The sequence below is a fragment of the Paenibacillus camerounensis genome, from assembly GCF_000723885.1.
Taxonomy (GTDB): domain Bacteria; phylum Bacillota; class Bacilli; order Paenibacillales; family Paenibacillaceae; genus Paenibacillus_AQ; species Paenibacillus_AQ camerounensis.
The window spans coordinates 59,416-79,480 of the sequence record NZ_CCDG010000018.1 but is presented as its reverse complement, the minus strand read 5'-3'; the positions used below and the strand labels follow the sequence as shown (position 1 = coordinate 79,480).

Sequence of the window (20,065 nt, the reverse complement as noted above, 5' to 3'; positions counted from 1 at the left end):
CTTTCAGATTATCTCTTATAACCTCAACGATTTATATTTCCAACAAGATTTTGGCTCTTTTTTTGAGAGTGGAGGAGGAAATGGGGGAGTAGTATACCGTATTTTTAGTGACGACAATGGATTTGGCTTCCTCTTCACCGATCCGTTCCAATTTCTTGTCCTGTCCGGAATGAAGAATGAACTGTTTGGATACCTTAGAGGACTTTTCGATTGATATATCAAATATTGCTATCAGCTCTGAGGATCTTATAACCTTCTCCCCGCCCAAATGAATATACATGATCTGCCTCCGCTCTTTAAATCTCCACTTTTCCATCTTGAACATGGTATAGGCTTGCGCCCTTCAGCTTGTCGGCATTCAGACTCTCCACATCGGTAGCAGTAATAAACGTCTGCACCTTACTCTGAAAGGTTTCGATAAGCTGGGTCTGACGATAGGGATCAAGTTCGGACAAAACATCATCAAGAAGCAGCACAGGATATTCTCCGATCTCCTCATGGATCAGTTCAATTTCCGCCAGCTTGAGCGATAAAGCCGCCGTACGCTGCTGTCCCTGGGAGCCGTAGACCTGAGCTTCTCTTCCGTTGATAAAAAAGGACAGGTCATCCCTATGGGGACCCGTCAGCGTCATGCCGCGCCTAATTTCCTGTTCTCTCGTTTGTGATAACTTTAACATAAATTTGTCCAATAAAACAGCTTCATCTTCCTCTTCGCGTTCACCGAACGAGGGAACATACAGCAGCTTGAGCTCTTCTCCGCCATTTGTAATGCCCCGGTGAATGCTTTCTGCCCAGATCTGCAGCTTCTTTATGAATTGTTTCCTTTTTTTTACGATTTTAACACCATGCTCTATAAGTTGGGCATCCCATATTTCCAGAAGCTCTTTACCGGCAGCTTCTTTGCCCCACAGCTGCTTGAGCAAATTGCCCCGTTGGAGCAGCACCTTCTGATACTGCTGTAAGTGAAAAAGGTAGCTGGGCTGCACCTGGCCGATTTCCATATCCAGAAAACGGCGGCGTATACCCGGCGTACCTTTGACAATCTCCAGATCCTCCGGAGCGAACATGACTACATTCAGCGAGCCGACGAATTCGCTTAAGCGCCGCTGCTCCAGTCCGTTTATTTTTGCTTTTTTGCCGCCAGCAGATAAAGTAAGCTCCAGCTTGAGGTCCCCGTATTTGCGCTCCACCTCAGCGACAATCTGAGCTGCCCCGGCAGGAGCGTCGAATGATATGAGCTCCTTGTCCTTGGAAGTGCGGTGGCTTTTGGTCATAGCCAGTACAAACAGAGCCTCCATGAGGTTTGTCTTGCCCTGGGCATTCCGGCCGAGAATCAGGTTGACATCGCCCAGGCTTTCCAGACGCAGCAGCTCATAGTTGCGATAATGCTGCAGACCGATATTTTTAACAAACACGAAGCTTAGGCCTCCCCGAAGTACTACTCTTGTATTCCGCCGCCTTCAACCTCGAAAACGCCGTTATCCTGAACCTCTATTCTATCACCAGGGTAGAGCTTTCTTCCACGCCGTTCTTCCACTTCCCCGTTAACAATCACATGTCCCTCCTGCAGCAGAGCCTTTGCCATTCCCCCTGTGGATACACAATCAGAGAGCTTCAAAAACTGGTCGAGCTTAATATATCCACTGTGGATAAGTATTTTTTTCATGTTTTTTGTCCTTTCCACCACTTATCCACAGACGTGAACAGCAGCATTAATTAGTTGTGCGGTAAGGCAGAATGACATAAAGGCTGCGGCTGTCATCCAGCGGCCGGAGAATAATCGGGCTCATCATTCCGGTAAAAGCAATCACCAGCTGCTCACTTTCGACAACCTTCAGTACATCCAGCATATATTTTGAGTTAAAGGAGATTCTGAGCGGTTCGCCTTTGAAATCAATGACTTCCAGCTCTTCCCGTACTTTACCAAGCTCTGAGGAGCTGGAGGAAATTTCGACATCCCCGTTATCGAGCGTCTGCATCCGGACAATATTCGTTTTTTCCTCACGGGACAGCAAATAAGCGCGGTCAATCGATTCACTTAATTTTTTTGTGTCCAAAGTCAGTTCTGTTTTGTAGGCTGTCGGAATAATTCTAGAAGTATCCGGATAAATGCCGTCCAGAATACGGGAATAGAACAGTACCTTATCAATTTTGAACAGGACCTGGTTGTCTGCCACGACGATATCCACCAGCATGTTCTGGTCTGGAATAATTTTGCTCAGCTCGTTCAGCGTTTTACCGGCGATGACCACATTTGAGAACTGTACGCTTTCGGTACCCTCCAGATGTGCAGCTCTTGTAGCCAGGCGGTGGCGGTCAGTTGCTGTAAATTTAAATTCATTATCGGTCAGATTCCACAGAATACCTGTAAGAATCGGTGTTGTTTCTTGGGTAGAAATAGAAAAAGCCGTCTGTTTGATCATATTTTTGAGCAGATCCCCTGGCAGGGAAACCGTCTCGTTCTCTTCAATGCTAGGCAGAACCGGGAATTCCTCCGGATCAAGACCTACAATCTGAATCTCGGTGGAACCGGAAGAGATATAGGTCTGGAAGCCTTCCTTCACTTCCATGTGAATTTCCTTGGAGGGAAGCTTCTTGATGATTTCGACAAAAAACTTTGCCGGAAGTACTACGCTTCCCGGCTGCTCGACCTTAACGACTGTATGGCTGTCATTTTCGGCCGGAATGAAGGATTGAATCGAAATATCTGTATCGCTGGCCGTTAGTGTAACGCCCTGATGGCTGACCTCAAACTTAATACCGGTGAGGATTGGAATGGTGGTTCTGCTGGATATAGCTTTGGATACATGTCCAATCGATTCATTGAGCTCATTTTTAAGAATGCTGATTTTCATGATTTCACTCCTAGCTGGAAAGTTGGGGGTTTGAACTGCGTGTATTTTTCTTCTGAACCTGAAGCTTTTAGAAGATTAATTATTATAGATCTTTATTAGTATTAGTAGTAGGGGCTCCGGTTATGTGGATAAGTCTAGAAAACAGCATAAAATTAAGCCTATTCACATGTGTATAGATTGTGCATAGGCTCTTTGTTCCTTAAGAAGGATTTTTAATTTTCTCTGCTAGATTATTTACCACTTTGTACAACTCCTGATCGACCTTTAATGACTGTGTAATTTTCTCATGCGCATGGATAACGGTTGTATGGTCGCGTCCCCCGAAGGCCTCTCCGATCTTGGGCAGCGAATAATCCGTCAGCTCGCGGGACAGATACATTGCAATCTGCCGCGGGAAAGCGACTGCCTTCGTACGTTTTCGAGCCTTAAAATCCTCCATGCGAAGATTGTAGTATTCTCCGACCCTTTGCTGAATATCATTGATGGTAATCATTTTGGGCCGGCTGGAAGGGATAATATCCTTCAGTGCCTCGGCTGCCAGATGAGTTGTCACATCCTGGTTGGTTAAGGAGGAGTAGGCAACAACCCGGATCAGCGCGCCCTCCAGCTCTCGGATGTTCGTATCAATCTGGTTAGCGATGTACATCATAGCTTCATTGGGAATGTCGAGGTTCTCCGCCTTGGCTTTTTTGCGCAGAATGGCGATCCGTGTCTCCAGATCCGGCGGCTGAATGTCAGTGATCAGACCCCACTCAAACCGGGAGCGCAGACGTTCTTCCAGCGTCGGGATCTCCTTAGGCGGACGGTCACTGGAGATGATAATCTGCTTGCGTTCCTCATGCAGGGCGTTAAACGTATGGAAAAATTCCTCCTGCGTTGATTCTTTGCCGGCCAGGAACTGAATATCGTCAATAAGCAAAATGTCTACGTTGCGGTATTTGTTGCGGAAGCTCTCACCGCGGTTATCACGGATAGAATTGATAAATTCATTCGTGAATTTCTCGGATGAGATGTAAATTACCTTGTTGTTAGGGTTATGCTCCAGCACATAGTGCCCGATGGCATGCATTAAATGCGTCTTCCCCAGACCGACGCCGCCATACAGGAACAGGGGATTATAAGCCTTGGCAGGCGCTTCGGCCACAGCCAGTGAGGCTGCATGCGCAAAACGGTTGCCGGAACCGATTACGAACGTGTCAAACGTATATTTCGGATTGAGCAGGTGAGTCTGTGCCTCCTCGCGCGATACTGCCGGCGAAGGTGCTGCCTGTTGAATTACAGGCTCTGCAGGCTTGTTCTCCTCAATAACAAATTTCACGTCTACCTGTTGTCCTGTTACTTCATAAACTGTTGCTCCTACCAGCTTAGTATAACGACTTTCCAGCCATTCTACGGCAAATGTTGTAGGCGCCGAGATAATCATAGCCTGGGAGCTGAACGAAATAGCCTTCGTCGCTTTGAACCAGGTATCAAAACTCGGTTTGCTTAGTTTAGTTTGAATAATCGATAAAATTTGCTGCCATAATTCGGAAGTATGGCTGTCCACAGACTGTCACTCCTTTAAATCTTCCAAATGTGGCGTCAGCCATGAAGTGGAAATGTCGAAGAAAATGGGTTCGTGCTGAATCTTATCCCCAGTAAGCAATATATAGAGACAAAAAAATATGGATAAACTTGAATTGTTCACAACTTTATCCACAGCTTGTTGATAATTTATAGAACAAACAAATCTATTCACATTCAAAAGTAATACCATCATAGCAAAACGTCCCTTATTTTTCAATGAGCCGAGCCATTTTATCCACAAATTCAATCACTTGTGTATAATTTTTAAGAACAACACTAGATATTGTTGATAATTTGTTTACCGTTCGACAGTTTCTGTCAGCGGTCTATTTTTTTTATACACAGGTTGTACTCAAGATTCGGGCAGTGGATATTTTATTTAATCACAGGTGGATAACTGAATAAGCTTGTGGATACCTTTTTAGACGAGGAAGGACTGTGGATAAGCGTTTTTTGGAGAGGGGAAGGAAGCAAAGACAAACGGTTGACTTTTGGGACAAAAATATGCTTTAATATATAAAGGTGTTTTCTGTGAGGATATGTCTTCAAATGAATTGATGATACTTGTAGATACTGTCCCTACTCAAAAGGACGGCTTAGACCGTTTCTGCTAATAAGACAGTAATTAAGATCCTGTAAGGGAGGTGCAATACATGAGACCGACGTTCAAACCGAATGTGAGCAAACGCAAAAAGGTGCATGGTTTCCGCAAAAGAATGAGCACGAAAAACGGCCGTAAAGTGCTGGCAGCCCGCCGCCTGAAAGGCAGAAAAGTTTTGAGTGCGTAAGTTAGGCACTTAGGGACCACTGCGGTGGTCCTTTTTTAAATATAAGGAAGCCGTCAGACTGTCCTGAAAATTTTGCTTCCTTATATAGGGCAGAAACAGATACCGGTGTTTTTATAGGACCAGGGCTGTTTCTGCCGGATGCATATGGATTTGGATGAGGCTCTGCAAAGGCTGTTTGCTATACTTTGCGGGGTTTTTTTATGTATATGCATAACTGGGGGAAGAACATGCCTGATCCGGGGGAAGCCGTTTATGACGGCAGCCGGATGACTATACTAAGTAGAAGATCATTTTCCGGAGCTTGCCTGAGTATCCGGTATTTGAATAGGAGATTCCCGTGCACAAAAGTCTACGATTAAGAAACCGTGCGGACTTCAGCCGCGTATACCGCCATGGGAAGTCATTTGCGAATCATCAGTTTGTCGTGTACTGGTTCAGCAAAAAAGAGGTCGAGCGGTTCCGGCTTGGTGTATCGGTCAGTAAAAAAGTCGGAAATGCCGTCGTCCGCAACCGTATGAGACGGCTGGTAAAGGAGATTGTCCGCCATCATGAGCCGGAAATTGCCGGCGGGCTGGATATCGTGTTCATCGTTAGAAAGGGAGCGCTGGATAAGGATTATGCGGAGCTCGAAAAAAGCGCGCTGCATGTACTCCGCAAAGCCAAGCTGCTCAAGGCTTCACGCAAATAACAGGCCCGGAACAGGCTTGTTTATTTGTCTTCATAATTATGGTATGATTTACGGTGCAGTGGAATGTTTAAGAGAGGGGTTTTGAGGTGTCTCTAATGAAGACTAAACGGGGAAAAATGTTTCTTCTCCTCGGGTTAATGGTACTGATGATTGCTGTTCTGTCAGGATGCGCTCCATCATCAGCGGTTACGCATACGACGGAGGATTTGAAGAATGGAGGCTTTTGGCAGAGTAACGTAGTATATTATTTCGCCATCGCCCTCGATACGTTCGCCAAGTGGTTTAATGGACAATATGGACTAGCCGTACTTGTAATGGTAATCATCGTCCGCACGCTGATCCTGCCGCTCACCATGAAACAGGTAAAAAGCTCGCGTGCGATGCAGGCCATTCAACCGGAGCTCCAGAAAATCCAGAAAAAATATAAAGATCAGCCTGAAAAGGTGCAGCAGGAAACTATGCGTCTCTTCCAGGAGAACAAAGTTAATCCGATGGCCGGCTGTCTGCCGCTGATCGTGCAAATGCCGATTTTTATTGCCCTGTACAACTCGATTTATTATAATCCGGATCTGCGTGAGCATTCGTTCCTGTGGCTTCAGCTAGGGGAACCGGATAAGCTGTTCATTCTGCCGCTGCTAGCTGCGGCTACAACGTTCCTTCAGACCCGGATGATGACGAAGATGAATCCGGTTCAGCAGCAGGGTCCTATGCAGTTCATGATGATGGTATACCCGGTTCTGATATTCATCATGTCTTACAATTTCCCGGCGGCACTGCCACTATACTGGGTTTACAGTAACGTGTACACTATCATTCAGAACTACTTCTTATACCGCAACAACGATAAGACCAAATTGGCTGTCGCAGGTGCCGGTACCAGCAAAGAAGTCAATCTTGTGAAGGGCAAGGATTCAAGCACTCGCAAGGATGTTACTCCCGCTGCAAAAGGCAATAGCGGCAAAGCGAAGGGAGCCAAAAAGTCAAAATGAGCAAAGTCGTCGCAACAGGGAAAACCATTGAAGAAGCTGTAGAACGTGGCCTTAGCCAGCTTGGAGTTCAAAAGGACCGGGTAACGGTCAGCGTACTAGAACAGCCGTCAAAAGGATTCCTGGGATTGATCGGTGCGAAGGGCGCCAAGGTGGAGCTTACCTTGATTCCTGAAGCCGCACCGGCATCAGCGGCGAGTGCTCCGTCACTGCCTCAGCAGTCAACACGAGAGAGCAAGCAGGAGGCTGGCGGCGGTGTGCCGCGCCAAGATTCCGGACAACCGGCAGAGGAAGCTTACCAACAGGCCGTTCATTTCATTGTCGATGTCGCCAAGAGCATGGGGCTTACGGTGGAAGTAGAAATCGTTCATACCAAGGAATCGACCATTCTGCAAATTTCCGGTCCGGATCTGGGACTTCTGATTGGCAGAAGAGGACAAACTCTCGATGCTCTGCAGTATTTGGCTAATATTGTGGCCAACCGTTATTCTGACAGCTTCGTCCGTCTGGTGCTTGATGCGGAGAATTTCCGTGATCGCCGCAAGAAGACGCTTGAGGAGCTGGCCGACCGTCTGGCCGGCCGGGTAATCCGGACCCGTAAAGAGGTTGTACTGGAACCGATGTCACCGCAGGAGCGTAAGATTATTCACTCCAGGCTGCAGGATCATCGTCAGGTCAGTACACTCAGTAAGGGTGAAGAACCCAACCGGCGTGTCGTTATAACATTGAAGTAGAGATTAAATAGGCTGCAATGACTCCTTGTCCAATGTGAGGGGTCATTGCTTTTTTTAAAGACAATAAGTTCTTTCTTGAGATATTAAACATTATATTGAGGTGAGAAACAGTATGCTTAGTGATACTATTGCTGCCGTATCGACGGCGCTGGGTGAGGGAGGAATTGCGATTGTCCGGGTAAGCGGACCGGAGGCGATCTCAGAGGTTGCCTCTTTATTCCGCGGTGCCAAGCCGCTTACAGAGGTTGCTTCCCATACCGTCCACTACGGTCATATAATAAATCCCGCAGACGGGGAACGGATGGAAGAGGTGCTGGTAACCGTAATGAAGGGGCCGCGCTCTTTTACTACAGAGGATGTAGTAGAGATCAGTGCCCATGGCGGGGTTATCTCTGTCAGAAGAGTTATGGATCTGCTGCTGCAGCAGGATATCCGTCTGGCTGAGCCGGGGGAATTCACCAAGCGTGCCTTTTTGGGCGGGCGGATCGATCTTTCTCAGGCGGAAGCGGTTATCGATCTGATCCGTTCCAAGTCCGACCGGGCTTTCTCAGTTGCCCTGAAGCAGGTGAGCGGTTCTTTATCGGAGCGGATTAAGTCACTGCGGCATACCCTGATTGAAACGCTGGCGCATATCGAAGTGAACATTGATTATCCTGAGCATGATGTTGAAGCATTGACTGCAGAATTCATTAAAGAAAAGAGCAGTGAGGTTATGGCAGGCATTGATAAGCTGCTGAAGACTGCCAATGAAGGTAAAATTCTGCGCGAAGGTATTACGACGGCAATTGTAGGCCGGCCCAATGTCGGCAAGTCCTCTTTGCTTAATGCGCTTGCCCGTGACAATAAAGCGATAGTAACTGATATTCCGGGAACAACGCGTGATGTTATAGAAGAGTATGTAACCATTAATAATATTCCGCTGAAGCTGCTTGATACCGCCGGTATCCGTGAAACAATGGATGTTGTTGAACGGATCGGCGTGGAACGGTCCAAAGCTGCATTTAGCGATGCCGACCTGATTTTGCTTGTTCTGAATGCAAACGAAGAGCTGCATGAGGACGAACTGGCACTGATGGAACAAATACACGGTAGACAAGCTTTGGTCATCATGAATAAAATGGACTTACCGCCGCACCTCGACAAAGTTAAACTGCGTACCTTTTTTGAAGAGTCGAGCATTGTGCCGATGTCTGTACTGGAGGAAGAGGGACTCGACAAGCTGGAGGAAGCTATTTCGGAGCTCTTCTTCGGCGGCAAGCTGGAATCCGGCGATCTGACTTATGTAAGCAATGTACGGCATATTGCCCTCCTTAAAAAGGCGCATAGATCACTGCTGGATGCTTATGAGGCTGCAGACATGCTGGTGCCAATTGATATGATTCAGATTGATGTGCGCCTGGCATGGGAACAGCTTGGGGAGATTATCGGAGATACGGCTGCCGATTCTCTGCTCGACCAGATTTTTTCGCAATTCTGTCTTGGCAAATAATCGGATTAACATTATATAATAGCTGCTTTAAGATAAGCAGTCAGGAGGAATAGAAATGGGTTATGAAGGAGGCAGCTATGACGTAGTGGTCATAGGCGCCGGACATGCCGGCTGCGAAGCTGCACTGGCTGCGGCCCGGATGGGCTGCAATACTTTGATGATTACGATTAACCTGGATATGGTGGCATTTATGCCGTGTAATCCTTCGATCGGCGGCCCTGCTAAGGGACATGTCGTGCGTGAAATTGATGCGCTGGGCGGCGAAATGGGACGCAATATTGATAAAACCTTTATTCAGCTGCGTATGCTTAATACAGGCAAAGGTCCGGCAGTTCACGCATTGCGCGCACAGGCGGATAAATTTCTTTATCAGCATGCTATGAAAGAAACCATGGAAAAGACGCCTAATCTGACGCTCCGCCAGGGAATGGTAGAGGAGCTTATTGTGGAGGATGGCAAATGTACCGGGGTTATAACCAAGACCGGTACAGTCTACCGCAGCAAAACAGTTATACTGACGACCGGAACCTACCTGCGCGGAAAAGTGATTATGGGTGAACTGACATATGAGAGCGGTCCTAACAACCAGCAGCCTTCAGTGCGCCTGTCGGAAAACCTGCGTGAACTGGGCTTTGAGCTGGTCCGCTTTAAGACAGGTACGCCGCCGCGTGTACACAGGGATACCATTGATTTCTCCAAAACAGAGATTCAGCCGGGCGATGATAAGCCTAAGTTTTTCTCTTTTGAGACCAAGTCATCGGATAACGAACAGCTGCCTTGCTGGCTGACTTACACACAGCCGGCTACGCACCAGATCATTAATGACAATCTTCATCGTGCCCCGATGTTTACCGGTATTATTGAAGGAACAGGCCCGCGTTATTGTCCTTCCATTGAAGATAAGGTGGTTCGGTTCAGTGACAAGTCGCAGCACCAGATTTTTCTTGAACCGGAAGGAAAAAACACTTCCGAGTATTATGTACAGGGACTTTCTACCAGCCTGCCTGAGGACGTGCAGCTAGCTGTGCTTCGTTCTATTCCCGGAATGGAAAAGGTTGAAATGATGCGCAATGGTTATGCGATTGAATATGATGCCATGGTACCTACCCAGCTGTGGCCTTCACTTGAGACAAAGCGTCTGCCAGGGCTCTTTACCGCAGGGCAAATTAACGGTACATCAGGATATGAGGAAGCTGCAGGGCAAGGTGTAATGGCCGGCATTAATGCTGCCCGTAAAGTACAGGATAGAGAACCTGTAGTGCTTGACCGTTCCCAGGGGTATATCGGAGTATTAATCGACGACCTGGTGACTAAGGGTACGAATGAGCCCTACCGTCTGCTTACCTCACGCGCCGAGTACCGTCTGCTTCTCCGTCATGATAATGCCGACCTGCGCCTTACTCCTATCGGATATGATATCGGACTTATTCCGCAGCAGCGCTATGATGCCTTTATGCATAAAAAAGAAACAGTCGACCGTGAAATTGTCCGCCTTCAGGAAACGAAGGTGAAGCCTGTAGAGGTTAATGAAGTTCTGGCAGCTTATGAGTCAGCTCCTATTGTTGACGGCTCCAATCTGCTTGTACTGATGCGCCGTCCGGAGGTTGCTTACAGCTTGGTTGATCAGATTTCACCTTCACCAGAAGTACTGGACGAAGAGATGAAAGAGCAGGTTGAGATTCAGATTAAATATGCCGGTTATATCGAGAAGCAGCTGGCTCACGTAGAGAAGCTGCAAAAAATGGAAAAGAAAAAGATACCTGATGATATAGATTACAATGTCATTCATGGGCTTGCAATGGAAGCCCGCCAGAAGCTGACCAAGATTGCTCCGATTTCAATTGGCCAGGCGTCACGGATTGCCGGAGTTACACCGGCTGATATTTCGATTCTGCTGGTACACTTAGAGCATTACAACCGGGTAACGGCGGCGAAAGGATAAATTATGGACAGCACAATAATACAGTATGTTGCACTATTACAGGAGAAGGGAATTGAGCTCTCCCCCCGCCAGCTGGAGCAGTTTGAGCTCTACTACCGGGAACTGGTCTCCTGGAATGAAAAAATGAACCTGACAGGTATTACCGAGCGCGATCAGGTGTATACAAAGCATTTTTATGACTCATTATCGCTTGCCTTTTATATGAATATGAATGAAGTCAACAGTCTCGCTGATATCGGATCAGGTGCAGGATTTCCGGGCATACCATTAAAAATTTGTTTCCCGCATATGAAACTGACCATCGTTGATTCACTCAGCAAAAGGATTTCCTTCCTTCAGCATATCTGCGATACATTGGGGTTAACTGGAGTACAGCTGATTCATGGCCGTGCAGAAGATATTTCCAGACAGTTTGTACATCGGGACGCGTATGATGTAGTTACTGCCCGGGCGGTTGCCCGCCTGTCACTGTTGAACGAATTTTGCCTTCCCTTTACCCGGAAAGAGGGTATCTTTGCCGCTATGAAGGGAAATGATCCCGGCGAAGAATTATCTGAAGCCGGACGCAGCCTTAAAGAATTACGTGCTGAGCTAAAAAAAGTGGAATCGTTCAGTCTGCCGGTAGAGGAATCTGCAAGGCACATTGTTATGATCCGCAAGACAGGTGCTACACCGGCCAAGTATCCGCGTAAAGCAGGAGTGCCTGCCAAGTCGCCGCTTATTTGATTGTTTCACGTGAAACATTTTTATCCATTTTAATAGCAGAGCTAACAAAGGCCCTTAATTACTAAGGGCTTTTTTTTATGGATGAACCAAAATTGTATTTCATTTATTTTAAATGGCAGGAAAAATAGGTCTTTATGGAGAATAGGATTATATGCGGAAAAGTGATAGAATGATATAGTATCGTTTAGTAGTGAAGGCTGTACGATAAGCTTTTTGCCAGGCCAGGTTAAGAGGCTCGTACTATATTGAAACTAGGTGGTTATGAACGGAATGAAAGAACAATTCACCAAGCTTTTTGGATTTAATGAGCGGAGCAGCGGAGAAGAGGTCAAACAAATCCCGGTTCATGAGGTTATCAGCAGTCCTTATCAGCCCCGGACGATTTTTGATGATGAGAAGATAGATGAACTATGTCAGACCATCAAAACTCACGGAGTTATTCAGCCGATTGTTGTACGTGTACGTGATTCCCAGTATGAGCTTATTGCGGGGGAACGCCGCTGGCGTGCAGTTAAGAAGCTCGGTATGGATACGGTTCCGGCTATTGTCCGCGAGTTCAATGATTCTCAGGCTGCCTCTATCGCTTTGATTGAAAACCTGCAACGGGAGGGGCTGACTTCTATTGAGGAAGCCATTGCCTATCAGAAGCTTATCGATCTTCATCAATTGACCCAGGAAAGCCTGGCACAGCGTCTAGGTAAAAGCCAATCTACAATTGCTAATAAGATCCGTCTTTTGCAGCTGCCGGAAGAAGTGAAGACCGCGCTTATGGAGCGGAAGATTACTGAGCGGCATGCACGTTCACTGCTTTCTTTGGATAGTGTCGAGATGCAACTGAAGGTACTTGCAGAGATCATATCCAAGGAACTGAATGTTAAGCAGACAGAAGCACGTATTGCCTTTTACAAGGCACTTAGCCAGAATACCAAAAAATCAAAGCGGGTTTCCTATACCAAGGATGTTCGTCTAGCGCTTAATACAATTCGTCAATCGATTGATATGGTAACAGGCTCAGGAATGGAGATTAAGACTTCGGAGAATGACCGCGGTGACCATTATGAGATTGTGATTCAGATCCCTAAACGATAAATTGTTTCAAAAGCTGAAGGCGGCCCTGAGGTGATTGGCCGCCTTTTCTGTGACTATAGGCGGAATATACCGCTGTAGGCTGTTAATTGAACTTTACTTGTATATTTGTCTATTTTCTCGCAAAATTGATGCCGTTCAAAACGTTAAACTTCACGAACTACAAGATGATTCTTTCTAACAATTCGAGGTGAAATAAGTGTCCAAGATTATTGCCATAGCAAATCAAAAAGGCGGAGTCGGAAAAACGACAACCTCTGTCAACCTGGGTGCCGGCATGGCTACACTGGGGAAGAGAGTGCTTCTTGTCGATATTGACCCGCAAGGCAACACTACAAGCGGCGTTGGCGTCAACAAAGCGGATGTAGCAAATTGCATTTACGATATTCTTATTAATGAAGTGAATCCACAGGATACTATTCAGCATACCCAGATTGACGGGCTGGATATTATCCCGGCAACCATTCAACTGGCGGGTGCCGAGATTGAGTTAGTATCGACAATTTCCAGAGAATTAAAGCTGAAGAAGGCACTCAACGCAGTTAAAAGCAACTACGATTACATCATTATTGACTGCCCGCCGTCGCTTGGTATTTTAACGATTAACTCATTGACCGCAGCTGACTCGGTGATTATTCCTATACAATGTGAATACTATGCACTTGAGGGGTTAAGCCAATTGCTTAACACGGTGCGGCTGGTTCAAAAAAATCTAAATCCGAACTTGAGTATTGAAGGTGTTCTGCTGACTATGCTGGATGCGCGGACAAACTTAGGGATTCAGGTTATTGAAGAGGTTAAGAAGTATTTTCAGGAAAAAGTATACCGCACAATCATTCCGCGTAACATCCGCCTCAGTGAAGCACCTTCACACGGGCAGTCCATTATTACGTATGATTCACGTTCAAAGGGAGCGGAAGTGTATTTAGAGCTGGCAAAGGAAGTGATCTCTTATGAGTAAGCGTTTAGGGAAAGGTCTAGATGCACTGATTCCATCCTTATCTATTAATGAAGATGATAAGGTTGTCGAGATTCCTTTAGGCCAATTGCGGGCCAATCCATACCAGCCGCGTAAGGATTTCAATGAGGATGCGATTCAAGAGCTGGCAGAGTCAATTAGACAGCATGGAGTCATCCAGCCGATTATTGTCCGCAGTGTGTTAAAGGGTTATGAAATTATTGCCGGCGAACGCAGATTCCGGGCATCGCAATATTGTGGAAAAGCAACTATTCCCGCTGTTGTAAGAAGTTTAAGTGATCAGCAGGTAATGGAGATTGCTCTTATTGAGAACCTGCAGCGTGAAAATCTTAACGCCATGGAGATTGCCGTAGCCTATCAAGGTTTAATGGATCAATTTTCATTAACCCAAGAAGAGCTTTCGCTAAAGGTAGGGAAATCCAGATCTCATATTGCCAACTTTTTGCGGTTGTTAACCTTGCCGGAAGAAGTGAAGGATTATGTTTCACGTGGAACAATTTCTATGGGTCATGCCCGTGCAATTGTTGGTCTTAAAGATCCTGGAATAGTAAAGCAGCTTGCAGAGCAATGTGTAGAACAGCAGTGGAGTGTAAGGCAACTGGAAGAGGTAGTAAAAAACCTTGACCGAAAGCCGGCTGCGGGTGAAAAAGCAAAAGTAATAAAACGTGATCCGTATATTGACAACGTTGAGGAAGGATTACGCGAAAAATTCAAAACAACAGTGAAAATAAAACAAGGCAAAGATAAAGGCAAGATCGAAATTAATTACTACAGTGCTCAGGATCTGGAAAGATTGCTGGAGTTGCTTGGAAACTGATCTTCAACCTTGTGCGATAAAACATATCCTGAGGTATCCCTAATACGGATATGGAGGGGTATGTTTTTTACACTTAAAAAGTGAGGTTAGAGAATGGAGACGCTAGTCTATTTGGATCACGCAGCCACCTCCTGGCCAAAGCCGCCAGAGGTGGCTGCAGCGATGATGGAGGCGCTGGAACATTCGGGTGCTAATGCCGGAAGGGGGAACCACTCGCTTGCTATAGGAACCGGAAGAGTGCTTGTGAGGGCACGCTGTGAACTTGCTGAACTATTTGGTATAAGTAACGCCCAGGATATTGCATTTACTCATAACACGACAATGGGTCTCAATATGGCAATTAAGGGGACACTTCGTGCAGGGGATCATGTTATATCTACAATGACTGAACATAATTCGGTTCGCCGCCCGCTTGAGTATCTGCGGCGGACGATGGGGATAAAGATTGATTATCTGCAAGTGGATGAAGAGGGGCAAATTAGTCTGACGGCATTGAAACAGCTGTTTAGGCCATCGACCAAAATGGTGATTTGTAATCACAGCTCTAATCTGCTGGGAAGCATCCTTCCCGTCAGCGAAATCGGCATGATTGCCAAAGCGCATAATGCAGTTTATCTGGTTGATGCAGCCCAGAGTGCAGGAGTGCTGGATATTAATGTGCGGGAAATGAATATCGACCTGCTTGCTTTTCCGGGGCACAAGGGGTTGCTGGGCCCGCAGGGAACAGGCGGTATTTACATTTCTCCTGAGCTTGAGCTTGAGCCGCTGATGCACGGAGGTACCGGGAGTCAGTCTGAAAGCAGCGAACAGCCGGATGTCCGTCCTGACCGCTATGAGGCAGGTACTCAGAACGCAGTAGGTATAGCCGGACTGCTGGCCGGTGTGCGTAAAATCAAATCAATAGGCATAGCCAAGATTCATCATGATGAGTGGCTTTTGACGCAGCAGCTGATGGAGGGGTTATCTGGCATTTCCGGTCTGAGGATGCTTGGTCCAAAACCCGGGGCTCCGCGCAGCGGGATCGTTTCTTTTACAGTTGAGGGACAGGAGTCAGCGGCAATTGCCCATCGTCTGGACCGTGAATATAATATTGCAGTGCGGGCCGGAATGCATTGTACACCGTTGGCTCATAAAGCAGCAGCAACCCTGGAGAGCGGGGCGGTCAGAGTAAGTGTAGGCGTCAGCTCAACTGAGCATGATATAAAAAGAATGCTGGACGCCATGGAGGAATTATACGGCGGTGCCTGCAGCAGCAGATAAAGATAAAAGGATGGTCCATACATGTTAGAGTTGAATCAGATGATTAATGAACAGATTTCACTGGTTATGTTCGCGGCTGTAATTATAATCGTAATTCTAGTTATTGTGCAGATCGTACAAGGCAGCAAGCTGCGCCGTATGCGGCGTAAATATGAAATGATGATGAGCGGAAACGGTGTAGAGGATCTTGAAAGCCTGCTGATTGATCTGAAAAATCAGGGTGAGCGTTTGGATGAAGGCCAGCGTGAGCATAAGGCGCTGATTGAAGCGGCACAGAATAAAATGCGCGGTATGAAATCAAAAGTTGCAGTAAAGCGTTACAATGCCTTTGGAGAAAGAGGGAGTGACCTGAGCTTCTCCATAGCCATAGTTGACGACAACAGCAATGGTGTGGTTTTAACTAGCCTGCATAACCGGGAAAATTCCTATATATATTCTAAACCCCTTGAAAACGGAGCCTCACAGTACCCGCTGTCGCCGGAAGAAAAGGAAGTCATTGCTCAAGCGCAGCAGCAGAGTTAGCATGAAGATGCCACTGCTTCAGTGAAGAAAAAAGGCTGACGGCAATAATATCGGCTAAACGCATTACTAGGCTGAGCCGGGTATTCTGCAGCACAAAGTATTCCATGAATCCGCCGACATTGACAATTCCGGTCAGATGAATGTCTCCAACAGGAGGTAACTGCTTGTTGACACCGGCGCCGGGGCGCAGGGGACCGTCAACGACCTGAATGCAGCCGACACTGGCGGAATGACCCAGACAGGCATCAATTCCGATAATAAAAGGGTCATTATGCTTGTTATAAATGAGGGTGAGTGTTTCTTCAAGGTTAACGGCATGCACCGGCTCATCCAAAGTACCATAGAGATGGAATAATGGACTATGGTAACGGGATAAGGCTGAACCCACCAGAGGGCCAAGTGAGTCACCGGTCGAACGGTCAGTCCCGACGCAGACAATCACAATAGGTGTATCCGGACGGGTCCGTGAAAAGTGAAACAGCAAACGATGGGTAATCGTCGAGTAAATATTGGGATCAGCATGTGATACTTTAAGGCAGGACGGCTCTTTAAGCGGCGCAGCTTGAGATGATAAATTCATAATTAATCTTCCTTTCTTAAAAGCGGAGCATCTGCAAAAATATCAGCAGGCATTGCTGTTGTTTCAAAGAGTGCTGATAGCGTAAAGTCATTGTCCGCGGGAGAGCGTTGATGATCCTAGTATATGGATGAAAAAAATTTTTTATACTACAGGTGCGAGAGATAGGACCTTAAGCCCAGAGGGAGGTAAGGAGATGAAGGAAGAGCTTCTGATTGCATTTGACTCCACCCAGCAGGCGCTGCGTGCTGAAATGCTGCTGGAATATGCCGAAATCGAAATTGATATCTTCCCGACTCCTAAGGAAATTACGGCAGGCTGCGCAATGTCCATTCAATTCTTTCATGAGGACCTCTCAGGGGTGAAGGAGATCATCACCGGGCAAAACGTTGAAATTCGGGGGATCTTCAGTAAGAATGAAGAGGGAAGCGGGTATATAGAGATAAGCGCTTAGTGAGGGAGGAACAAACGGATGCAAGTGTGGATGTTGGAGGCTACGGGGATAGAGGCTCTGGAAGAAGCTGTCCGGTTCAAGGACAAAGTATGGAACTGGGTAACAGATGCAGATATGTGGGCAAGTGTTTTATTTTCGGGATTGAGAATCCTTGCAATCTTTCTCTTAACCAGGCTGATTATTAAATTGGTGTGTAAGGTCATTGACCGGTCGATGGAAAAAGAAATGACCGGAAGCCGTATTCTGGCCAACAGCCGTCGCTTTTCTACAGTGGGCGGCCTGCTGAAAAATGTAGTCACCGTGATCTGTAATTTTGTCATGATTATGCTGATTCTTTCCGAGTTTAATTTCGATCTCGGCCCTTTGCTGGCAGGAGCGGGTGTTGTTGGCCTGGCCATCGGTTTTGGAGCACAGAGTTTGGTCAAAGATGTTATCACAGGGTTCTTTATTATTTTTGAGGATCAGTTCGCAGTTGGCGATGTCATTCAGACCGGTACTTATAAAGGAACTGTGGAAATGATCGGGCTTAGAACGACCAGACTGCTCAGCTTCACAGGCGAGGTACACATTATTCCTAACGGATCGATTATCAATGTAACGAACTACTCGCTGGCTAATGCAATGGCTGTTGTAGATGTGCCGGTGAAGATTGAACGGGGCCTGGAGAACACACTTGCCCTGATCGGCGAAGCATTAAAGGGGATTGAAGAGCGGAGTGACAACATTATTGCATATCCGACTATACTCGGTGTCCAGTCGATGAGCACATCGGAGTTTGTCATCCGTATAGCTGCCAACTGCCAGCCAAATGCCCGGGATGCAGCCCAGCGGCAGATCCATAGCGATATCAAACAGGCGTTGGAGAAGCAGACTGCACTGGAAGAGGCTGAAGCTGCGCGTAAGGCGCTGGAACAAGAGGGACAGGCAGCACAGGCGGCAATTGAGGCGGAGCTTATAAAGACCGCCAGAGAAGCCCAGGAGACGGCGGGAGCTATTCCAAGGCGGCAGATTGCTGCAGCCCAAGAGGGAGAAGAGGGGGATAACTGATGGAACGGAAGGTTTTTGAACTGGGAGATATTGTGCTGATGAAAAAGCCTCATCCCTGCGGAACTAATGAGATGGAGATCATCAGGATGGGGATGGATATCCGCATTAAATGCACAGGCTGCCAGCATAGCGTGTTAATCCCCCGTACTAAGTTCGAGAAGAACCTCAAGAAGGTGCTCCGCTCAAAGAGTGCCGGAGCTGGGACAGAGGGGACCCATAATTAAACTTGCAAAAGTAAAAACGCCATGATACAATAGGTCTTGCTGCGGAGAGGTACCCAAGAGGCCCAAGGGGGCTGACTCGAAATCAGTTAGGCGTGTCAAAGCGTGCGTGGGTTCGAATCCCACCCTCTCCGCCACCACAGCTTTTTACCAATAACGTTAATCAGGCCTCCGTTGCTGCGGAGGTTTTTTGTGCGTTACTTGTGAAGTATTCAGGAACAGATAGGCTTAAGCAGAAGAACTGCCACAACAATACAAAAAGAGAGATCCTTGCGGATCTCTCTCCAGAGGCAGTACATCAATGATGTTCGGAATTAGTCTGTCTAAAGCCGCTAAAGTGCATGGGTAATGCAAAAGCTGATGCCCTCTTCAAAAGATAAGAAACGGTTACCATTCTTAGGGAATGGTGAAGCAGTTTCCTGTTAAGGGCCAGCCTTACGGTTCCCGGGTTACAATAGTTGCTGTATCAGAATCCCAGTGATTGTGTTCGTCATCGACGTACAACGGAACCACACCTCTCTTTTGTACTGCCTGAGCTTATTATGTGCTTGAGTCAGCTTTTTATACATGTCCTCACTAAATTAATGGACACGCGCCTTCTCGGCCTTTTTCCACTTACGGTCCTTGTTGCTGGTCTCAGGGAAAATATCACCCTTCTCCATTGTAATCCGCTTCGGATTCTGGATTTCGGTATGGAAGCTGCGCGCCTCGCCTACCTCTGTATAGACACCCGGATTTGGCGCCCGGTCGCCTTTTTCGTATTCTGTACGCTCGCCCATTATGATAATCCTCCTTCTTGTAGAGTGATCATTACGCATGTATTGTGTGCAGCACCGCCGGGCTTCATGTAGCTAAAAAGTACCTTTATGTTGCTATGTATGAAATAGCTTGCAATCAGCTGTGTAATTTGCTAAACTGATTTGGTGCGAGTCTATGTTTGTGCTCGCTCCTTGCTCCTGACGTGATCAGGGGCCGAAGACCATAAGGAGGTGAAATTTATGCGCAAATACGAAGTGATGTACATTATTCGTCCTGATATTGAACAAGAAGCCGTTCAAGCAGCAGTCGAAAAATTCCAAGGCATCATCTCCAACGGCGGGGAAATTACAAAACACGATGTGCAGGGTAAACGCCGTCTTGCGTATGAGATCAAGAAATTCCGTGATGGCGTTTATGTTTTGGTTAACTTCACTGCAGAACCTGCAGTAGTTACTGAGCTTGAGCGTATCATGAAGATTTCTGACGAAGTTATTCGTTATCTCATTACGAACGACGTTGCCTAAGATCGAGACAAGCTTTGTAACAAATCGCGTTATAAGGAGGGGATT

23 protein-coding genes and 1 tRNA gene are annotated in these 20,065 nt (G+C 46.9%); 17 read left to right on the top strand and 7 right to left on the bottom strand.

Translation table 11 applies throughout. The features are described from left to right. Window positions 1-31: 31 nt before the first annotated feature. The 5 genes from remB to dnaA form a co-directional block, all read right to left on the bottom strand. Window positions 32-280 carry an extracellular matrix regulator RemB gene (gene remB / locus BN3772_RS07290; protein WP_039868811.1) on the bottom strand — a complete coding sequence of 83 codons (249 nt, stop codon included), beginning with the start codon at window positions 278-280 and terminating at the stop codon, window positions 32-34. A gap of 16 nt (window positions 281-296) precedes the next feature. Next, window positions 297-1,415 carry a DNA replication/repair protein RecF gene (gene recF / locus BN3772_RS07285; RefSeq protein ID WP_042198239.1) on the bottom strand — a complete coding sequence of 373 codons (1,119 nt, stop codon included), beginning with the start codon at window positions 1,413-1,415 and terminating at the stop codon, window positions 297-299. Between the two features lie 23 nt (window positions 1,416-1,438). Then, complete coding sequence (gene yaaA, locus BN3772_RS07280; protein WP_042198237.1) at window positions 1,439-1,666, bottom strand: S4 domain-containing protein YaaA; 228 nt, start codon at window positions 1,664-1,666, stop codon at window positions 1,439-1,441. Window positions 1,667-1,712: 46 nt separating this feature from the next. Then, window positions 1,713-2,855 carry a DNA polymerase III subunit beta gene (dnaN, locus tag BN3772_RS07275; protein WP_042171787.1) on the bottom strand — a complete coding sequence of 381 codons (1,143 nt, stop codon included), beginning with the start codon at window positions 2,853-2,855 and terminating at the stop codon, window positions 1,713-1,715. Between the two features lie 199 nt (window positions 2,856-3,054). Then, window positions 3,055-4,401, bottom strand: coding sequence for a chromosomal replication initiator protein DnaA (dnaA, locus tag BN3772_RS07270; protein ID WP_042171785.1), 1,347 nt, complete (start codon window positions 4,399-4,401; stop codon window positions 3,055-3,057). Window positions 4,402-5,074: 673 nt separating this feature from the next. On the opposite strand from dnaA, the gene rpmH reads away from it, so the two are divergent. From rpmH to BN3772_RS07210, 12 genes are all read left to right on the top strand, one after another. Further along, on the top strand, window positions 5,075-5,209 hold the full coding sequence (gene rpmH, locus BN3772_RS07265; RefSeq protein ID WP_019914530.1) for a 50S ribosomal protein L34: 135 nt from the start codon (window positions 5,075-5,077) through the stop codon (window positions 5,207-5,209). Between the two features lie 337 nt (window positions 5,210-5,546). Then, window positions 5,547-5,897 (top strand): ribonuclease P protein component, encoded by a 351-nt coding sequence (gene rnpA / locus BN3772_RS07260; protein ID WP_042181943.1) that lies wholly within the window; start codon window positions 5,547-5,549, stop codon window positions 5,895-5,897. Window positions 5,898-5,983: 86 nt separating this feature from the next. Continuing rightward, window positions 5,984-6,886 carry a YidC/Oxa1 family membrane protein insertase gene (locus tag BN3772_RS07255; protein ID WP_042181941.1) on the top strand — a complete coding sequence of 301 codons (903 nt, stop codon included), beginning with the start codon at window positions 5,984-5,986 and terminating at the stop codon, window positions 6,884-6,886. Beyond that, window positions 6,883-7,617, top strand: a complete 735-nt coding sequence (gene jag, locus BN3772_RS07250) for an RNA-binding cell elongation regulator Jag/EloR (RefSeq protein WP_042181939.1) — start codon at window positions 6,883-6,885, stop codon at window positions 7,615-7,617. The genes BN3772_RS07255 and jag overlap by 4 nt, the downstream gene beginning before the upstream one ends. A 112-nt stretch (window positions 7,618-7,729) precedes the next feature. Continuing rightward, entirely contained in the window at window positions 7,730-9,106 is a 1,377-nt protein-coding gene (mnmE, locus tag BN3772_RS07245) for a tRNA uridine-5-carboxymethylaminomethyl(34) synthesis GTPase MnmE (protein WP_042198235.1), read from the top strand. A gap of 55 nt (window positions 9,107-9,161) precedes the next feature. Next, window positions 9,162-11,048, top strand: a complete 1,887-nt coding sequence (gene mnmG, locus BN3772_RS07240) for a tRNA uridine-5-carboxymethylaminomethyl(34) synthesis enzyme MnmG (RefSeq protein ID WP_042198233.1) — start codon at window positions 9,162-9,164, stop codon at window positions 11,046-11,048. 3 nt (window positions 11,049-11,051) lie between these two features. Next, entirely contained in the window at window positions 11,052-11,774 is a 723-nt protein-coding gene (rsmG, locus tag BN3772_RS07235; RefSeq protein WP_042198231.1) for a 16S rRNA (guanine(527)-N(7))-methyltransferase RsmG, read from the top strand. A gap of 270 nt (window positions 11,775-12,044) precedes the next feature. Beyond that, window positions 12,045-12,863 (top strand): nucleoid occlusion protein, encoded by an 819-nt coding sequence (gene noc, locus BN3772_RS07230; protein WP_042198259.1) that lies wholly within the window; start codon window positions 12,045-12,047, stop codon window positions 12,861-12,863. Between the two features lie 196 nt (window positions 12,864-13,059). Further along, entirely contained in the window at window positions 13,060-13,821 is a 762-nt protein-coding gene (locus BN3772_RS07225; protein ID WP_042181931.1) for a ParA family protein, read from the top strand. After that, window positions 13,814-14,656, top strand: a complete 843-nt coding sequence (locus BN3772_RS07220) for a ParB/RepB/Spo0J family partition protein (protein WP_042198229.1) — start codon at window positions 13,814-13,816, stop codon at window positions 14,654-14,656. The genes BN3772_RS07225 and BN3772_RS07220 overlap by 8 nt, the downstream gene beginning before the upstream one ends. A gap of 93 nt (window positions 14,657-14,749) precedes the next feature. Further along, complete coding sequence (locus BN3772_RS07215) at window positions 14,750-15,916, top strand: aminotransferase class V-fold PLP-dependent enzyme (protein ID WP_042198226.1); 1,167 nt, start codon at window positions 14,750-14,752, stop codon at window positions 15,914-15,916. Between the two features lie 21 nt (window positions 15,917-15,937). Beyond that, window positions 15,938-16,438: a DUF4446 family protein gene (locus BN3772_RS07210; RefSeq protein ID WP_042198224.1), complete on the top strand. Its 501-nt coding sequence runs from the start codon at window positions 15,938-15,940 to the stop codon at window positions 16,436-16,438. Here BN3772_RS07210 and yyaC read toward each other — a convergent pair. Next, entirely contained in the window at window positions 16,410-17,018 is a 609-nt protein-coding gene (gene yyaC, locus BN3772_RS07205) for a spore protease YyaC (protein WP_042181923.1), read from the bottom strand. The genes BN3772_RS07210 and yyaC overlap by 29 nt on opposite strands. A 193-nt stretch (window positions 17,019-17,211) precedes the next feature. Between yyaC and BN3772_RS07200 the strand changes: the two genes are divergently transcribed. The 4 genes from BN3772_RS07200 (at window position 17,212) to BN3772_RS07185 (ending at window position 18,874) form a co-directional block, all read left to right on the top strand. Beyond that, complete coding sequence (locus tag BN3772_RS07200) at window positions 17,212-17,469, top strand: putative Se/S carrier protein (RefSeq protein ID WP_042198222.1); 258 nt, start codon at window positions 17,212-17,214, stop codon at window positions 17,467-17,469. Window positions 17,470-17,487: 18 nt separating this feature from the next. Beyond that, window positions 17,488-18,516 (top strand): mechanosensitive ion channel family protein, encoded by a 1,029-nt coding sequence (locus BN3772_RS07195; protein WP_042198220.1) that lies wholly within the window; start codon window positions 17,488-17,490, stop codon window positions 18,514-18,516. Continuing rightward, a complete protein-coding gene (locus tag BN3772_RS07190; protein ID WP_042181917.1) occupies window positions 18,516-18,740 on the top strand; it encodes a DUF951 domain-containing protein in 225 nt (74 codons plus the stop codon). Before BN3772_RS07195 ends, BN3772_RS07190 begins: the two co-directional genes overlap by 1 nt. 43 nt (window positions 18,741-18,783) lie before the next feature. Continuing rightward, window positions 18,784-18,874, top strand: a tRNA-Ser gene (locus BN3772_RS07185). 444 nt (window positions 18,875-19,318) lie between these two features. Here the strand turns inward: BN3772_RS07185 and BN3772_RS07180 are convergent. Next, window positions 19,319-19,516 carry a YjzC family protein gene (locus tag BN3772_RS07180; RefSeq protein WP_042198218.1) on the bottom strand — a complete coding sequence of 66 codons (198 nt, stop codon included), beginning with the start codon at window positions 19,514-19,516 and terminating at the stop codon, window positions 19,319-19,321. Window positions 19,517-19,735: 219 nt separating this feature from the next. On the opposite strand from BN3772_RS07180, the gene rpsF reads away from it, so the two are divergent. Continuing rightward, window positions 19,736-20,020 carry a 30S ribosomal protein S6 gene (gene rpsF, locus BN3772_RS07175; protein WP_025706808.1) on the top strand — a complete coding sequence of 95 codons (285 nt, stop codon included), beginning with the start codon at window positions 19,736-19,738 and terminating at the stop codon, window positions 20,018-20,020. Window positions 20,021-20,065: the final 45 nt, after the last annotated feature.

What these genes read in the sequence shown, in the direction of transcription:
- remB (WP_039868811.1), bottom strand. Translation starts at nt 280, where the DNA reads ATGTATATTCATTTGGGCGGGGAGAAGGTTATAAGATCCTCAGAGCTG.
- yaaA (WP_042198237.1), bottom strand. Translation starts at nt 1,666, where the DNA reads ATGAAAAAAATACTTATCCACAGTGGATATATTAAGCTCGACCAGTTT.
- dnaN (WP_042171787.1), bottom strand. Translation starts at nt 2,855, where the DNA reads ATGAAAATCAGCATTCTTAAAAATGAGCTCAATGAATCGATTGGACAT.
- rpmH (WP_019914530.1), top strand. Translation starts at nt 5,075, where the DNA reads ATGAGACCGACGTTCAAACCGAATGTGAGCAAACGCAAAAAGGTGCAT.
- jag (WP_042181939.1), top strand. Translation starts at nt 6,883, where the DNA reads ATGAGCAAAGTCGTCGCAACAGGGAAAACCATTGAAGAAGCTGTAGAA.
- mnmE (WP_042198235.1), top strand. Translation starts at nt 7,730, where the DNA reads ATGCTTAGTGATACTATTGCTGCCGTATCGACGGCGCTGGGTGAGGGA.
- mnmG (WP_042198233.1), top strand. Translation starts at nt 9,162, where the DNA reads ATGGGTTATGAAGGAGGCAGCTATGACGTAGTGGTCATAGGCGCCGGA.
- rsmG (WP_042198231.1), top strand. Translation starts at nt 11,052, where the DNA reads ATGGACAGCACAATAATACAGTATGTTGCACTATTACAGGAGAAGGGA.
- noc (WP_042198259.1), top strand. Translation starts at nt 12,045, where the DNA reads ATGAAAGAACAATTCACCAAGCTTTTTGGATTTAATGAGCGGAGCAGC.
- BN3772_RS07220 (WP_042198229.1), top strand. Translation starts at nt 13,814, where the DNA reads ATGAGTAAGCGTTTAGGGAAAGGTCTAGATGCACTGATTCCATCCTTA.
- BN3772_RS07215 (WP_042198226.1), top strand. Translation starts at nt 14,750, where the DNA reads ATGGAGACGCTAGTCTATTTGGATCACGCAGCCACCTCCTGGCCAAAG.
- BN3772_RS07210 (WP_042198224.1), top strand. Translation starts at nt 15,938, where the DNA reads ATGTTAGAGTTGAATCAGATGATTAATGAACAGATTTCACTGGTTATG.
- yyaC (WP_042181923.1), bottom strand. Translation starts at nt 17,018, where the DNA reads ATGAATTTATCATCTCAAGCTGCGCCGCTTAAAGAGCCGTCCTGCCTT.
- BN3772_RS07200 (WP_042198222.1), top strand. Translation starts at nt 17,212, where the DNA reads ATGAAGGAAGAGCTTCTGATTGCATTTGACTCCACCCAGCAGGCGCTG.
- BN3772_RS07195 (WP_042198220.1), top strand. Translation starts at nt 17,488, where the DNA reads ATGCAAGTGTGGATGTTGGAGGCTACGGGGATAGAGGCTCTGGAAGAA.
- BN3772_RS07190 (WP_042181917.1), top strand. Translation starts at nt 18,516, where the DNA reads ATGGAACGGAAGGTTTTTGAACTGGGAGATATTGTGCTGATGAAAAAG.
- BN3772_RS07180 (WP_042198218.1), bottom strand. Translation starts at nt 19,516, where the DNA reads ATGGGCGAGCGTACAGAATACGAAAAAGGCGACCGGGCGCCAAATCCG.
- rpsF (WP_025706808.1), top strand. Translation starts at nt 19,736, where the DNA reads ATGCGCAAATACGAAGTGATGTACATTATTCGTCCTGATATTGAACAA.